General features: G+C 66.0%; 9 protein-coding genes. 4 read left to right on the plus strand and 5 right to left on the minus strand.

The features are described from left to right. Positions 1-6: 6 nt before the first annotated feature. Together manD and E5673_RS17325 are read right to left on the minus strand one after the other, a co-directional pair. Positions 7-1,218, minus strand: coding sequence for a D-mannonate dehydratase ManD (gene manD, locus E5673_RS17320; protein WP_136190963.1), 1,212 nt, complete (start codon positions 1,216-1,218; stop codon positions 7-9). A gap of 10 nt (positions 1,219-1,228) precedes the next feature. Further along, on the minus strand, positions 1,229-3,598 hold the full coding sequence (locus E5673_RS17325) for a glycoside hydrolase family 3 N-terminal domain-containing protein (protein WP_136191596.1): 2,370 nt from the start codon (positions 3,596-3,598) through the stop codon (positions 1,229-1,231). A 154-nt stretch (positions 3,599-3,752) separates the two neighbouring features. Between E5673_RS17325 and E5673_RS17330 the strand changes: the two genes are divergently transcribed. Beyond that, positions 3,753-5,876 (plus strand): alpha-glucuronidase family glycosyl hydrolase, encoded by a 2,124-nt coding sequence (locus E5673_RS17330; protein WP_136190964.1) that lies wholly within the window; start codon positions 3,753-3,755, stop codon positions 5,874-5,876. Positions 5,877-5,912: 36 nt separating this feature from the next. Continuing rightward, positions 5,913-8,057, plus strand: coding sequence for a GDSL-type esterase/lipase family protein (locus E5673_RS20095; protein WP_247599453.1), 2,145 nt, complete (start codon positions 5,913-5,915; stop codon positions 8,055-8,057). 44 nt (positions 8,058-8,101) lie between these two features. Here E5673_RS20095 and ppdK read toward each other — a convergent pair whose 3' ends face one another. From ppdK to E5673_RS17350, 3 genes are all read right to left on the minus strand, one after another. Continuing rightward, positions 8,102-10,765, minus strand: a complete 2,664-nt coding sequence (gene ppdK, locus E5673_RS17340; protein WP_136190965.1) for a pyruvate, phosphate dikinase — start codon at positions 10,763-10,765, stop codon at positions 8,102-8,104. Between the two features lie 91 nt (positions 10,766-10,856). Beyond that, positions 10,857-13,325, minus strand: a complete 2,469-nt coding sequence (gene glyS, locus E5673_RS17345) for a glycine--tRNA ligase subunit beta (RefSeq protein WP_136190966.1) — start codon at positions 13,323-13,325, stop codon at positions 10,857-10,859. A 153-nt stretch (positions 13,326-13,478) separates the two neighbouring features. Then, positions 13,479-14,357 (minus strand): glycine--tRNA ligase subunit alpha, encoded by an 879-nt coding sequence (locus tag E5673_RS17350; RefSeq protein WP_210731890.1) that lies wholly within the window; start codon positions 14,355-14,357, stop codon positions 13,479-13,481. Between the two features lie 50 nt (positions 14,358-14,407). Here E5673_RS17350 and E5673_RS17355 point away from each other — a divergent pair, with 50 nt between their 5' ends. Together E5673_RS17355 and E5673_RS17360 are read left to right on the plus strand one after the other, a co-directional pair. Further along, positions 14,408-15,385 carry a TraB/GumN family protein gene (locus tag E5673_RS17355; RefSeq protein ID WP_348769871.1) on the plus strand — a complete coding sequence of 326 codons (978 nt, stop codon included), beginning with the start codon at positions 14,408-14,410 and terminating at the stop codon, positions 15,383-15,385. A 264-nt stretch (positions 15,386-15,649) separates the two neighbouring features. Continuing rightward, positions 15,650-16,348, plus strand: a complete 699-nt coding sequence (locus tag E5673_RS17360; protein ID WP_136190967.1) for a 50S ribosomal protein L25/general stress protein Ctc — start codon at positions 15,650-15,652, stop codon at positions 16,346-16,348. Positions 16,349-16,442 lie beyond the last annotated feature (94 nt).

The raw sequence follows: 16,442 nt of genomic DNA on the forward strand, positions 1-16,442 counted from the left end.
CCGCGTTCACCAGTTGCACAGCGTGCCATCCTCAAGACGCGCGACCGGGAGATAGGCGCGCTTATAGTCGTAGGTCGCGGCAAGCTCCTCGTCGATGTCGACACCAAGCCCCGGCGCCTCCCCCGGATGCATCATGCCGTCGTCGAAGCTGTACGCGTGCGGGAAGACCGCATCGGTCTCGTCCGTGTGCGGCATATGCTCCTGCACGCCAAAATTGGGCACCGACAGCCCGAAATGCAGCGCCGCCGCCATCGCCACCGGCGACAGGTCGGTCGCGCCGTGGCAGCCGGTCCGCACCTGGTACAGGTCCGCAAGTGACGCGATCCGGCGCAGATGCGTGATGCCGCCCGCGTGCACGACGGTAGCGCGGATATAGTCGATCAGCTGGTTCTGGATCAGGTCCTTCGCGTCCCAGATCGAATTGAACACCTCACCCACCGCGATCGGCGTGGTCGTGTGGTGCCGGATCAGCTTGAACGCCTCCTGGTTCTCGGCGGGCGTCGGGTCCTCGATCCAGAACAGATTATACGGCTCGAGCGCCTTGCCGAGCCGCCCCGCCTCGATCGGCGTCAGCCTGTGGTGAATGTCGTGGAGCAGATGGACCTCCCAGCCCATCGCCTCGCGCGCCGCCTTGAACAGTTCGGGGACGACGCGGAGGTATTTCTCGGTCGACCACACGCTCTCGCTGGGTAGGTCGGCGTCGGCGGGCTCGTAGCGCGCGCCGTGCTTGGCGACGCCGTAGGTCGAGGCGAGCCCCGGTACGCCGCATTGCAGCCGGATCGCCTTGTACCCCTTGGCCTGCTCCGCCTTCGCGACAGCGATGGTGTTCTCGATCGTCGTGCCGTTGGCATGCGCGTAGACCATGCACGCATCGCGCGCCGCACCGCCGAGCAACTGGTACACCGGCATGCCCGCGAGCTTGCCCTTGATGTCCCACAAGGCCGTGTCGACCGCGGCGATCGCCGCCATCGTCACCGGGCCGCGGCGCCAGTACGCACCCTTGTAGAGATACTGCCAGACGTCCTCGATCCGGTGCGCGTCGCGGCCGATCAGGCACGGTACGACGTGGTCGGTCAGGTAGCTTGCGACGCTCAACTCGCGGCCATTGAGCGTGGCATCGCCGAGCCCGGTGGTACCGTCGTCGCACTCGATCTTCAGCGTGACGAAATTACGCCCCGGACAGGTGACGATGACGCGGGCGGAAACGATCTTGGGCATCGAAGGTCCTTCAGGCGATTTCGAGGATAGCGGTTTTCAGCTGTGCCGAACTCGGCCCGGCCATGATCGTGAACAGGCCGGGCTCGACGAACTCGCGCATGTCGACGTCCCACAAAGCGAACGCGTCGGGGCCGAGCGTGAAGCGCAACGTCCGCCGCTCGCCGGGCGCGAGCGTCACGCGCTCGAACCCCTTCAGCTCCATCACCGGTCGCGCGACCGACGAAACCTGGTCGCGCACATACAGCTGCACGACCTCGTCGCCAGCGCGCTGGCCGATATTGGCGACGTCGACCTCAACCTCGACGCTACCGGCTATGCCGATCTTCACCGTCGACAGCCGCGGTGCGCTGACGTCGAAGCGCGTGTAGCTGAGGCCGTGGCCGAACGGGAACAGCGGCGCGGTCTCCGCGAACAGATAGCCGCGCTGGGTCGATGGCTTGCGGTTGTAATAGAACGGCACCTGCCCGACTTCGCGCACCACGGTCACGGGCAGCTTGGCACCCGGATTGATCCGCCCGAACAAAGCCTCGGCCATCGCGGTGCCGCCCTCTTGCCCCGGATACCAGCATTCGAGCACCGCGTTCGCCTTCGCGATGACGCCCGGCCAACTCGGCGGACGCCCGTTGATCGCCGCGATCACGATGGGCTTGCCGAGCGCATGCAGCGCGTTGAACAGCGCGTTCTGCTCGCCGAGAAGGTCCAGCGTGGTGCGGTCGCCCAGGTGATTGGCCGAAAACCCCTCGCGGCTGGTCTGCTCGGTATCGCCGATCGCGAGAATGATCGTGTCCGCCCCGCGCGCGACCTCGACCGCCTCAGCGATCAGCGCGCGGTTCCTGGCGGGATCGGCGAGCAGCACCGCGTCCTGAGACCGGTCCTCGCTCTGCGTGATGAACACGCCCTGCGCATGGACGATCGTCGCCGCGCCGCCGATTAATGCACGCACGCCGTCGAGCAGCGACACCGTCTGGCGCGGCGGCGCGGAATAGCCGCCGAGCCGCGCGATCGCCGCATTCGGCCCGATCACCGCGATCTTGCCCTTGGGCGCGAGCGGCAGCGTGCCGTCGTTGGTCAGCAGGCACATCGATTTGCGCGCGGCCTCCAGCGCAACGCCGCGCGCTTCCGCGTTACCCGTCAGACGAGCGGCGGCGCGGGGATCGACCGGCGGCTCCTCGAACAGGCCGGCGCGGAACTTCAATGCCAACATCCGTGCGCAGGCGGCGTCGACCTGCGCGATTGGCACCGTCCCCGCGCGCACCTGGGCGGGGAGCGTGCGGTAGGCCAGACCGTCGGGCAGCGCGCTGTCGACTCCGGCCGCCAAAGCCAGCTTCGCTGCCCCGTTCAGGTCACGCGCGATGTGGTGGATCGTGTCGAGCTCCTCGATCGCGCCGTAATCGCTGACGATCGCTCCCGAAAATCCCCATTCGCCGCGCAGCACGTCGCCGAGCAGCCAGTGGTTCGCATGACTCGGGACGCCATCGATCTCGTTATACGATGGCATCACCGCGCCGATCCCGGTCCGCGTCACGACCGCGCGGAACGGCGGGAAGAAGCTCTCGCGCAGTTCGCGCTCACCGATCGGTGCGGGGCCGATATTGTTGCCGGCCTGGGGCTGGCCGTGGCCGGTCATGTGCTTCAGCGTCGCGAAGACCTTGCCCGGCGCCAGCGTCGTGCTGTCGCCCTGCAGCCCCTCAACCGCGGCGACCCCCATCTCTCCGCACAGATACGGATCCTCGCCGAACGTCTCCTCGATCCGGCCCCAGCGGGGGTCGCGGGCGATGTCGACGACCGGCGACAGCGAGAGGTGGCTGCCGTGCGCGCGCACTTCGCGGCCAATGATCGCCTGTCCGCGACGCATCAGGTCGCGATCGAAGCTGCCTGCCATGCCGATCGCCTGCGGGAACATCGTCGCGTCGGGCGCCATGTAGCCGTGCAGCGATTCCTCGTGGAAGATCACCGGGATGCCGAGCCGCGTGCCCCGCGCCCAGCGCTGGACCGCGTTGACGAACGCGATCGTCGAAGCCGTCCCGCGCCACGCAGCGCCGGTGCCGCCGGCCGTCACCGCGACCGATGGGCCGCCGCGCTTGTCGGACGGCCGCGTGACCTGCCCGAAGCCCGCCGGATACGCGGCGGTCGCCCGCGCCGGATCGAAATCGAGCCCGCCCGGCACCATCACGTCGGCCTTGGTCGCCCACAAGGAAATGGTCTGGCCAACTTTCTCCTCCAGCGTCATCCGTGCCATCAGGTCGCGGACCCGAAGATCAACCGGCGCGCGGGGATCGCGGTAGGTGGGTGATGCGGTAGCGGCATACGCAACGCCGGGAATGAGCCCTGAGATGGAGACCGAGCCGAGCAGGCCGAAAAGGTCACGCCGGGTCGGCATCATGGTCGGCGCGTTCCCTGCTGTCTTCGTACCGGCCAAGATTATCTCCTAATGTGAAACGCGGCATTGCTGTCGAAGCCGTCGTCGTGATAGCGATAACATGGCTGATCATCCGCGATCCTGTCAATGTGGTGCGGAACGGCGGGAGAGGATAATGACGATATTCGGCCGATGGATCGGTAAGTTCGTGCTTCTGTTTGGAGCGGTAATTGGTTTGACCGGACCGGCGCAAGCTGAAGACGGCTATGATCTCTGGCTGCGATATCCGGCTTCGGCGACGACAGGCGCGCGCGGCGCACCCACGATCGAGGCGCGCGGCGATACACCTACGCTGAACGTGGCCGCGGCGGAATTACGCCGCGGCGTAGGTTTGTTCGGGACGAGCACGCTGCCGATCCTGCTGGCCACCACCAACGATCCCGACGTCGCAGCACTCCGCCTTCCGCTGGCAGCGCTCGGCGATGAGGGGTACCGCGTTGGACAAGTCACGCTCGGGTCCCGCCGCGTGCTGCTTGTCACCGCCAACACCGATCGCGGCGTACTCTATGGCAGCTTCGCGTTGCTGCGACATCTCCAGACCGGCGGCAGCGTCGACCGAATCGACCTGACCTCGACCCCGCGCGTGAAGCTGCGCGTGCTCAATCACTGGGACAATCTGGATGGCGTGGTCGAGCGTGGTTATGCCGGCGCGTCGCTGTGGGACTGGTGGACGCTCCCGGATTTCCGCGATCCGCGTTACACCGACTACGCGCGCGCCAACGCCTCGATCGGGATCAACGGCACTGTCCTCAACAACGTCAACGCGAAGACGGAAAGCCTAACCGCGCCGTACATCGCGAAAGCCGCCGCGCTCGCTGACGTGTTCCGGCCGTACGGGATCAAGGTATATTTGTCGGCACGGTTCTCGGCGCCGATCGAACTCGGCGGTTTGAAGACCGCCGATCCGCTCGATCCGCAGGTCGCTGCGTGGTGGAAGGCAAAGACCGACGAGATCTATCGCAGCATTCCCGATTTCGGCGGCTTCCTGGTCAAGGCGAACAGCGAGGGGCAGCCGGGCCCGCGCGATTACCACCGCAGCCACGCGGACGGCGCCAACATGCTCGCCGCCGCGGTCGCACCGCATGGCGGAATCGTGATGTGGCGGGCGTTCGTCTATGCCGAGACCGACCCCGATGACCGCGCGAAACAGGCCTATACCGAATTCAAGCCACTCGACGGCAAGTTCGCGCCGAACGTCATCGTTCAGGTCAAGAACGGCGCGATCGACTTCCAGCCGCGCGAGCCGTTCCACCCGCTGTTCGGCGCGATGCCCAAGACCCCGCTGATGATCGAGTTCCAGATCACCAAGGAGTATCTCGGCTTCGCAACGCACCTCGCCTATCTCGGGCCGCTGTTCGCCGAAACGCTCGGCAGTCAGACTATGCGGACGCCCGGTGAGACCGTGGCGAAAGTCGTCGATGGCTCGGTGGAAGGTCATAGACTTACCGGCATGGCGGGCGTGGCGAATATCGGCCGCGACCGCGACTGGGCGGGCTCCACCTTTAACCAGGCGAACTGGTACGCGTTCGGCCGGATGGCGTGGGATCCCACACTCGGCGCCGCCCCGGTCGCGCGCGAATGGGCGGCGATGACGTTCGCGCCCTCCCCGAAAATCGTCGACCCGGTGGTCGCGATGATGATGGGATCGCGTGAGGCGGTAGTCGACTATATGACACCGCTGGGCCTCGCGCACGTCATGGCGACGGGGCATCACTACGGCCCCGGCCCGTGGGTGGCCGATCTCAAGCGCCCCGAATGGAACCCGGTCTATTACCACCGCGCCGACAAGGGCGGGATCGGCTTCGATCGGACCAAGACGGGAAGCAACGCGGCTGCGCAATACGCGCCCGAGCTTGCCCGCAAGCTGGCCGCCCCTGCGACCACCCCCGAGCGCGAGCTGCTATGGTTCCACCATGTGCCGTGGACGTATCGGACGACATCGGGGCGCTCGGTCTGGGCGGAGATGGTCCATAATTACGATGCAGGCGTGGGCTACGTGGCCGGCATGCGTCGGCAGTGGGACGGCGTGAAGACCGAGGTCGATGCCGAGCGCTGGGCAAAGACCGCGACGTATCTCGCGGCCCAGGAGCGCGAGGCACGCTGGTGGCGCGATGCGAGCCTTGCCTATTGGATGTCGGTCAACGGCCTGCCGCTCCCGGCGGGCGCCGCGGCACCCGCGCATGACCTGACATGGTACAAGGCGCAGCGCTTTCCGGACGCGCCCGGCAACCCGCAATAGCTGCGCGCTGACACTATACGAGAGGACGAGATCGCGATGATGAGACGGTGGCCGGTAGCGCTGGTGTTGGGCGCCCTGATCGTGACGGGCGCGGGCGCGCGGGACACTGCGCCGTCTCGAGACGCACATTGGATCGCGACATGGGGATCGTCGCAGATGATCGCCGAGGGGGACAATGCGCTCCCGGCCGATCGGGCCGGCGCGATCACGCTGCGCCAGGTGGTGCGGGTCTCGGCCGGCGGCGAACGCGTGCGCATCCGGCTCTCCAACGCGTTCGGCACGCGTCCGCTGGCGATCGGTGGGGCGCACGTCGCCCGGTCGGTCGCCCCCGGTACACCGCGGATCGAAGGCGGCGCGCGGCTGACCTTCTCGGGGCGGAGCGACGCAGTGATCCCGGCCGGCGCGGAGATGTATGGCGACCCCGTCGCGTTGCATATCGCGGCCGGTGCCGATCTAGCCATCAGCCTATATCTGCCGGACGCCGCCCGCCCGCAGACCGGCCACCCCGGCTCTCGCGCGACGAGTTTCACGCTGGCCGGCAACGCGGTGGCGGATGCGACGCTGGCGGGCGCGGCGCCGACGACGCATTGGTATGCGCTCGCGGACGTCGAGGTCGCCGCGGCACCGACGGCGGGTACGATCGTGGCGATCGGCGACTCGATCACCGACGGTTACGGCGTGAAGCCCGAGCGCAACACCCGCTGGACCGACGTGCTCGCGCAGAGATTTCGCGGAACTACGGCGACGCGCGCGATCGGCGTCGTCAATGCGGGGATCGGCGGCAACCGCGTTCTGCTCGACGGGCTTGGTCCCAATATGCTCGCACGGTTCGACCGCGACGTCATCGCGCGGAGCGGCGTGCGCTGGGCGATCATGCTGGAGGGGATCAACGATCTTGGCGTCCTGACGCGCGAGGCACCCGCCACGCCTTCGCAACATGCCGCGATCGTCGCACAGATTACTGCCGGCTTCTCAGAGGTCGTCGCGCGTGCACATGCCCACGGGATCAAGGTGATCGGCGGAACGGTGATGCCGTTCGGCGGCAATACCTATTATCATCCGACCGCGGAGAACGAGGCGGATCGACAGGCCGTCAACACCTTCATCCGCAGTTCGGGCGTGTTCGACGCCGTCATCGATTTCGACCAATTGATGCGCGACCCGGCGCATCCCGACCGGCTGTCCCCTGCGTATGACTCGGGTGACCACCTGCACCCGTCCGAAGCTGGCTATAAGGCGATGGGTGAAGCCGTACCGCTGAGTCTGTTTGGCGGCGCACGCGCGTCGGCCCGGTCGCGATCGGTGATTGGCGCTGCGGCCCCGGTGCCGGTCGGTCCTTCCGAGCCCGGCGTGGCCAAGGGGCCTGCCATCGCGATCACCTTCGACGATATTCCGGCACACGGGCCACTCATACCGGGGCAGACTCGGGTCGATGTGGTCCGGGCGATTACCGGGGCGCTGGCCGCGGCGAAGGCGCCGGCGTTTGGGTTTCTGAATGCGGGGTTTGGGCTCGATGCGCCGGGTGATGCTGCGAAGGCGATCGCGGCGTGGCGCGCTGCCGGACTGCCGCTTGGCAACCACACTTATTCGCATGCCGATCTCGACAAAGTCGGTGCGGCTGCGTTTGCCGCTGATGTCTTGCGGAACGAAGGACCACTCGCTGACGCTGCGAAGGGGACCGACTGGCATTGGTTTCGGTATCCGTTCCTTTCCGAGGGTAGCACACCGGCGGTTCGCAACGCGGCTCGTGCCGACCTCAGGGTTCGGGGGTATCGGGTTGCGGCGGTGACGATGAGTTTCAACGATTTCAGCTGGAACCCGGTTTATGCCGCTTGCTCGGTCAAGCGGGACGCGGGGGCGATCGCCAAGCTGGAGGCGAGCTTTCTCGGCGATGCGCGGGCTGCGGCCTTGGCGGCACGGGCGCGGGCAAAGGCTCAGGTGGGGCGGGATATTCCCTATGTCCTGCTGATGCATGTAGGCGCGTTCGATGCGCGGATGTTGCCGAAGCTACTCGCGCTGTACCGCGAGATGGGGTTCCGTTTCGTGACGTTGCCTGAGGCGGAAGCCGATCCCTATTATGCGCGGGCGATCGACCTTTCGCTGCCGGGGCCGACGCCGTCGCTTGCCGGCCCGCCTGCCCTGCCCGCGCTGGCCGGTCCGCCGGCAGGCCTGTGTAGCTGATTGCCGCCCCTCTCTCCCGCGGGTCGGGAGAGAGGGGTTTCACGTCACTTCTCGTTGAGAGCTGCCTGCGCCGCGGCGAGGCGAGCGATCGGGACGCGGTAGGGGCTGGCGGAGACGTAATCCAACCCGACCTTCTCGCAGAACGCGATGCTCGCCGGATCGCCACCGTGCTCGCCGCAAATGCCGAGCTTGATACCGGCCCGCGTTTTGCGGCCACGTTCCGCTGCGATCTCGATCAGTTCGCCGACGCCTTCGACGTCGATGCTGACGAACGGGTCTTTCGCATAGATGCCCTGCTCGACATACGCGCCGAGGAAGCGCGAGGCGTCGTCTCGGCTGACACCCAGCGTCGTCTGCGTCAGGTCGTTGGTGCCGAACGAGAAGAACTCGCCGACTTCCGCGATCTCGCCGGCGCGGAGTGCTGCGCGGGGGAGTTCGATCATGGTGCCGACGAGATACTCGATCGTGCGGCCCTTTTCGGCGAACACCGCCTGGGCAGCCTTGTCGACGACGGCCTTCATCAGTTCCAGCTCGCGACGGGTGGCGACAAGCGGGATCATGACTTCGGGGATCGGGGCCGCGCCGGACTTCTCCGCGACGTCGACCGCCGCCTCGAAGATCGCCCTAGCCTGCATCTCGTAGATCTCGGGATAGGTCACGCCGAGACGGCAGCCGCGGTGGCCGAGCATCGGGTTGAACTCGTGCAACTCCGCCGCGCGACGCTTGAGCGTGTCGACGTCGACACCCGCCGCGGTCGCGACTTCGGCGAATTCGGATTCCTCGTGGGGGAGGAATTCGTGGAGCGGCGGGTCGAGCAGGCGGATCGTCACCGGTAGCCCGGCCATGACCTCGAGGATCTCGGTGAAATCCTTGCGCTGTTCGGGGAGCAGCTTTTCGAGTGCGACGCGACGGCCCTTTTCATCGCTCGCCAGGATCATCTGGCGGACGTTGGTGATGCGGCTGCTCTCGAAGAACATGTGCTCGGTGCGGCACAGCCCGACACCCTCGGCGCCGAACTCGCGTGCGACGCGGCAATCTTCCGGCGTCTCCGCGTTGGCGCGGACCTTGAGGCGGCGGACCTCGTCGGCCCAGACCATCAGCGTTGCGAAATCACCCGACAGCTCGGGCTGCACGGTCGCGACCGCGCCGATCATCACTTCGCCGGTGGTGCCGTCGATGGTGAGCAGGTCGCCCTCCTTCACCTCGCGGCCGCCGCAGCGCATGATCTTCGCCTTGGCGTCGATCGACAGCGTGCCGGCGCCGGAAACGCAGGGGCGTCCCATACCACGGGCGACGACGGCCGCGTGGCTCGTCATCCCGCCGCGCGCGGTGAGGATGCCCTTGGCGGCGTGCATGCCGTGGATGTCGTCGGGCGAGGTCTCGGTCCGGACGAGGATCACGGCGACGCCGTCGGCGGCCTTCTTCTCGGCGGCATCGGCGTCGAACACGACCGTACCCGAGGCTGCACCCGGCGATGCGGGGAGGCCCTTGGTCAGCACGTCGCGGTGCGCCTTGGGATCGAGCGTCGGGTGGAGCAGTTGGTCGAGCGCCATCGGCTCGATGCGCAGGATCGCTTCCTCGCGGGTGATGAGACCCTCGTTGGCCATGTCGACGGCGATCTTGAGCGCGGCCTTGGCGGTGCGCTTCCCGGCGCGCGTCTGGAGCATCCAGAGCTTGGTCTTCTCGACCGTGAACTCGATGTCCTGCATGTCGCGATAGTGGTTTTCGAGCGTGTCGAACACGTCGGCGAGCTGGTGATAGACCTCGGGCATCGCCTCTTCCATCGAGGCGGGCTTGGCGCCGGCGTCTTCGCGCGCGGTCTTGGTGAGATACTGCGGCGTGCGGATGCCGGCGACGACGTCCTCGCCCTGCGCATTGATCAGGAATTCGCCGTAATAGGCGCGGTCGCCCTTCGACGGATCGCGCGTGAACGCGACGCCGGTCGCCGAGGTGTCGCCCATGTTGCCGAACACCATCGCCTGGATGTTGACCGCGGTGCCCCAGCCGCCGGGGATGTCGTTGAGGCGGCGATAGACTTTCGCACGCTCGGACTGCCACGAGCCGAAGACGGCGCCGACCGCGCCCCAGAGTTGGTCGTGGACGTCCTGCGGGAAGGGCTTGCCCCAGAGCTTCTCGACGAGGCCCTTATACTCCGCGACGAGTTTCCGGAGATCGTCGGCCGAGAGTTCGGTGTCGAGCGTGAAGCCCTGGTCTTCCTTGGCGATCTCCAGCGCTTCCTCGAACGCGCCGTGATCGAGTTCGAGGACGACGTCGGCGTACATCTGGATGAACCGGCGATAGCTGTCCCACGCGAACCGTGCGTCCTCGGACTTGGCGGCGAGACCTTCGACGGTCTGGTCGTTGAGGCCGAGATTGAGGACGGTGTCCATCATTCCCGGCATCGACGCGCGGGCGCCGCTCCGGACAGAGACGAGCAATGGGTCGGCGGGATCGCCGAATGTCTTGCCCGTGACGCCCTCGATGTGCGCGAGGCCGGTGGCGACCTCGTCGCGCAGGCCTTGCGGGAACTGGCCGCCCTCGTTGTAATAGACCGCGCAGAAATCGGTCGAGATCGTGAAGCCCGGCGGGACCGGCAGGCCGATCGACGCCATCTCGGCGAGGTTCGCGCCCTTGCCGCCGAGCAGGTTCTTGTCGCCCTTGCCGCCATCCGAAACACCGCCGCCGAAGCGATACACATATTGGGTCATGGTCGGTCCTCTAAGTGTTTGTTTTTACCCGCAAGACGGCGCGGAAGTGCACAAAGTGCAGACGCTGGGAGCATCTGCACTTCGCCTCAAATCACCCCTCGATCTTCGAGAAATCTGCGACGTTGTGCACTGCGGCGCGGACTCGCTCAAGTAGCGCGAGACGAGCGGATCGCTTGGCGGGATCGGAATCGTTGACGATAACGCTATCAAAGAACGCGTCGATCGGCGCGCGGAGCGAGGCGAGTGCAGCCATGGCGGCGGCGAAATCCTCGCGTGCGATCGCGGCGGTGGCGCGGGGTTCGGCGGAGTCGAGCGCGGTCATCAGCGCAGTCTCTGCGGGTTCGGGGGTGTAGGACAGCGTTTCCTCTTCGCCCCTCCCTGTAAGGGACGGGTTGAGGGTGGGTCGGTCCGAGGCGGGCGCGGCGGTCCCACGAGGGCTACCCACCCCCGGCCCCTCCCTTTCAGGGATGGGAGCAGAAGAGGCGGCGTCGTCCTTCGGCGCTTCCTTCTTCAGGATATTGGCGGCGCGCTTGTAGCCGGCGAGCAGGTTCGCGCCGTCCTCGGTGGTCACGAACGCCTGGAGCGCGTGGACGCGCGCGAGCAGGCGGACGAGATCGTCCTCCTTAGCGCCAGTGCCGTCTATGATGCGGGCTGCACGAATTATGTCAGAACGAGTTCCTACATCACGTTCAGCTACTTCCAAACGATCCATCATGAAATCTCGAACGCCAGCCGCCACCGGAATTGCCCGTTCCATGTCGGCCCATACCGCTTCGCCAACCCGTTTCTTAAATTCGTCAGGACGGATCGTGTCAGCCCAAGCTTTCAAGGCGCCAATCGCGACCTCGACGCCAAACTCGTCAAAAACCGTGTTCAATAATGCCGCGCGTTTTCCCTGCTGTTCTAGCACGGCAGCCCCAATTCCGGACTTACCAAGTGCTTCAAAAATAGCAAAGAATAGGCTCATGCGGAGGCCATTCCGCTTCACGATAGCAATTACGCCGAGGGCAGCGCGACGAAGTGCGAAGGGATCCTTCGATCCCGTCGGCGCCAGATCGATCGAGAAAAATTGTGCTATCGTATCCAGCTTGTCCGCCAAGCTTACCGCGACCGTTACCGGGTCGGTGGGGACATCGTCGCCTTGGCCGACCGGCTTGTAGTGGTCGCGGATGGCGGTGGCGACGGACGGGTGCTCGCCTTGGGCGGCGGCGTAGTAGCCGCCCATCAGGCCTTGCAGCTCGGGGAACTCGCCGACCATGCCGGTGACGAGGTCTGCCTTTGCGAGGCAGGCTGCGCGGTCTGCTAGGGTAGCCAACTCACTGCTCCCTTCCCGCTTGCGGGAGGGGTCGGGGGAGGGGCTAGCCTCGAACGCGGCGGTGGTGGTTGCGTCAGGCCCTCCCCCGACCCCTCCCGCGAGCGGGAGGGGAGCAGAAGCAGAAGTTACTATGCCCTCTTCTACCAGCCAGCGGGCGAGCTTTGCGACGCGGTCGACCTTATCGGCTACCGTGCCGAGCTTTTCGTGGAAGACGATCTTCGACAGCTTCTCGGCCTGCTCTTCGAGCGGGACCTTCAAGTCGGTGTCGTAGAAGAACTTCGCGTCCGACAAGCGCGCGGCGAGCACTTTCCGATTGCCCTCGACGATCTTCGCACCGCCGTCGTGCGCGGCGATGTTAGCGGTACAGACGAACGCGTTCGCCAGTTTTCCGTCCGCGTCGCGGCAGACGAAATATTTCTGGTTCACGCGCGCCGTGAGCTGGATCACCTCGGGCGGGACGTCGAGAAACGCGGGGTCGAACTGGCCGAGCAGGGGAATCGGCCATTCGGTGAGGCCGGCATTCTCCGCGACGAGTCCCTCGTCCTCGATCAGTTCAAGGCCAGCCTGCGCGGCGGCTTCGCGGGCGTGGTCGCGGATCAGCGTGGCGCGTTCGTCGTGGTCGACGATGACGTGGCAGGCGCGCAGTTTCTCGACATAGTCGTGCGCGCCGCCGATCGTGATCTGGTACGGATGGTGGAAGCGGTGGCCGAGCGTGGCGGCGCCGCTGGCGATGCCGGCGATCTCGAACGGCACGATCTCTTCGCCGAGCAACGCGACGATGCCTTGCAGCGGGCGGACCCACCGGAGCGATTCAGTGCTGGCCGACGCATCCCCCCAGCGCATCGACTTCGGCCACGGGAACGCGCGGACGATCGCGGGGATCGCCTCGGCGAGCACGGCGGCGGTTGCGCGGCCGGGCTTCTCGGTGACCGCGAAGAGCGTGCCGTTGCGGTCGATGAGTTGCTCACGCGTGAGGCCGGTCTTGCGGAGGAATCCTTCGAGCGCCTGGGGTGGCGCGGAGGTCTTGGGGCCCTTGGTTTCCTCGGAGACGGCGGCGGTCTCGAGCGGCAGGTCGCGCGCGATCAGCGTCAGGCGACGCGGGGTCGCGTAGGTGACGATGGCGCTGGTGGCGATGCCGGCCTTGGCGAGCTCGGCGGTGAACAGCCTGGCGAGATCGTCACGCGCCTTGGACTGCATCCGGGCGGGGATTTCTTCGGAGCGGAGTTCTAGGAGGAAGTCGGTCATGGGACTCTCAAATCCTCCCCGGCACGGGGAGGGGGACCGTCCAAAGGACGGTGGAGGGGGCGGGCCGCGAACGGAGCGTGTGTGGCACGCCCCCTCCACCATGCTGCGCATGGTCCCCCTCCCCGTTCCGGGGAGGAATGGCGCTGGCGGGCATCATGCTGCCCATCCGTGCTTGTCCATCCAGGCTGCGCAGGCACCTTTCGCCAAGTCTCGGACGCGGCCCATATAGGCTTGGCGTTCGGCTACCGAGATTACGCCGCGGGCTTGCAACAGGTTGAAGATGTGGCTGGCTTTGATCGCCTGCTCGTACGCTGGGATCGGGAGCTTGGCGGAGAGGCTGTTCTCGCATTCGGCGACGTGCTTGCGGAACTGATCGAACAAGGAGTCCGTGTCGGCGATCTCGAAGTTCCACTTCGACATCTCCTGCTCGTTTTCCAGGAACACGTCGCCGTAGGTCACGCCGGCATCGTTGAAGGCCAGATCGTAGACCGAGTCCTTGTCCTGGATGTACATCGCGAGGCGCTCCAGCCCGTAGGTGAGTTCGCCGGCGACGGGCTTCATGTCGAAGCCGCCCATCTGTTGGAAATAGGTGAACTGAGTCACCTCCATGCCGTCGCACCAGACTTCCCAGCCGAGCCCCCAGGCGCCGAGCGTCGGGCTTTCCCAGTCGTCCTCGACGAAGCGGATGTCGTGCTTCAGCATGTCGATGCCGATCGCGGCCAGGCTACCGAGGTAGAGTTCCTGGAGGTTCGCGGGGCTCGGTTTCAGGATGACCTGATACTGATAGTAATGCTGGAGCCGGTTGGGGTTCTCGCCGTAGCGGCCGTCGGTCGGGCGGCGACAGGGCTGCACGAACGCGGCGTTCCACGGTTTCGGCCCGAGCGCGCGGAGCGTCGTTGCGGTGTGGAAGGTGCCCGCGCCCATTTCCATGTCGTAGGGCTGCAGGATCAGGCATCCGTGTTCGCTCCAGTAATCGTGGAGCGTGAGGATCACGCGCTGGAAGCTAAGAGGCTTTGTCGGTGGCTGGGTCAGGTGCTGGGTCACGCGTGGGCTTTGGCGGATGGGGGTGCGGGAGGCAAGTGGTGCGTTGTGGCCAGGCGTCCTACATGGGCTGCACCAACGATAAGGATGCCGTCACCTTGAAGCTGTTTTCGAAGATCGTTTCGTTCCGATCCGCGCTCTCTGCCATCGCGATGGCGTTCGCTTTGCCCGCCTGTGCGCAGGTCGCGCCGAAGCCTGTGCAAGCCGCGAACGATGCCGATCCGGCGCTTTGGGTGGTGAAGGACAAGGACACGACGATCTACCTGTTCGGGACGATCCATGTGTTGAAGCCCGGCATGACGTGGTTCGACGAAGCGGTGAAGACCGCGTTCGATCGGTCGAACCAGGTGGTGCTTGAGCTGGTGATGCCTGATCCGGCGAAGATGCAGTCGCTGGTGATGGCGACCGGCGTGTCGAAGGACGGCCCGACGCTGACCGAGCAGCTGCCTGCGGACAAGCGTGCGGCATATGCGAAGGCGGTGACGGATCTCGGGCTGCCGGCGAATGCGTTCGATCGGTTCAAGCCGTGGCTGGCGGCGACGAACCTGTCGATCGCGCCTTTGTCCAAGCTTGGGTATGATTCGGCGAATGGGCCCGAGCAGGTGATTACGACGGCGGCTAAGGCTGCGGGGAAGCCGGTGATTGGGCTGGAGACCGCGGAGCAGCAGCTGGGGTATTTCGGGGGACTGTCGCAGAAGGCGCAGATCCAGTTTCTGGGGAGCACGATCGACGAGTTGCCTAAGCTCGAGAGCACGATGGCGACGATGGTGGACGAGTGGGCGAAGGGGGATCCCGAGGCGCTCGCCAAGGAGATGAACGATAGTTTGAAGGACTCGCCGGAGGTGGCGAAGGTGCTGCTGGTGGATCGTAACGCGCGGTGGGCGGAATGGGTGAAGACTCGGCTTGGGACGCCGGGGACTGTGTTCGTCGCGGTCGGTGCTGGGCACCTCGCGGGCAAGGACAGCGTTCAGGCGCAGTTGGCGAAGCTTGGGGTGAAGGCCGAGCGGGTCAAGTATTGAGGTTCCGAGTCCCTCTCCCCTCGGGGAGAGGGAGGGAGGAGCACTTGCGACGGAAGGGTGAGGGGGAGTTGGGATAAACCGCCCGAGCCTCACCGCCCCTCACCCTCCCACGTGCAAGCGCACGCGGGCCCCTCCCTCTCCCCGGAGGGGCGAGGGTTTAGTTGATTCTAACGCCGCTTTCCGCTATGCGCCCGCGCTTCCGGTCCATGGTCATCCCTGGAGGCGTGGGCGGGAAGGACAACAAACGAGTTTCGGAGAATATAGATGAGCGACCAGTTGACGCTCGCAGCCGAGACGCGTGACCGGGTTGGCAAGGGAGCCTCCCGGGCGCTGCGTCGTGATGGCCGCGTGCCTGCCGTGATCTACGGCCTGAACCAGGAACCAACCTCGGTTCACCTCGAGGAAAAGGCGCTGATGAAGGCGCTGATGACCGGCCACTTCATGAATTCCGTCGTGATGGTCAACGGCGTGCGTACGCTGCCGAAGGACGTGTCGTTCCACCCGGTTTCGGATCGCCCGATCCATGTCGACTTCCTGCGCATCGGCGAGCATTCGACCGTCACCGTCGCGGTGCCGATCGCGTTCACCGACGAGGACGACGCGCCGGGCATCAAGAAGGGCAAGGGCGTCCTCAACATCACGCGTCACGAGATCGAGCTGGTCGTCGACGCTTCGGACATCCCGAGTGAGATCACGATTTCGCTCGCCGGTCTGGAGATCGGTGATTCGATCCACATCAGCGACGTGAAGCTGCCCAAGGGCGCGACGCCCGCGATCGACGACCGCGACTTCGCGATCGCCACGATCGTGCCGCCGACCGTGCCGACCGTCGAGGACGAAGAGCTCGAGGCTGAAGTCGCCGAAGCACAGGCTGCCGAGGCTGCTGCCGAGGAAGAGCCGGCCGTTGAGCCTAACGACGATGACAACGACGACGACAAGATCACGCCGCAGAAGAAGGACTAACCTTCTTCGTCCTCGGATGATCTGGCGGGCGGGAAAGCTAGGGCTTTCCCGCCCGTTTCGTTTTATGGGGCTTGGCCCTGCCTTCCTGTTCCCT

It is taken from the genome of Sphingomonas sp. PAMC26645 (genome assembly GCF_004795835.1).
Taxonomy (GTDB): Bacteria; Pseudomonadota; Alphaproteobacteria; order Sphingomonadales; family Sphingomonadaceae; genus Sphingomonas.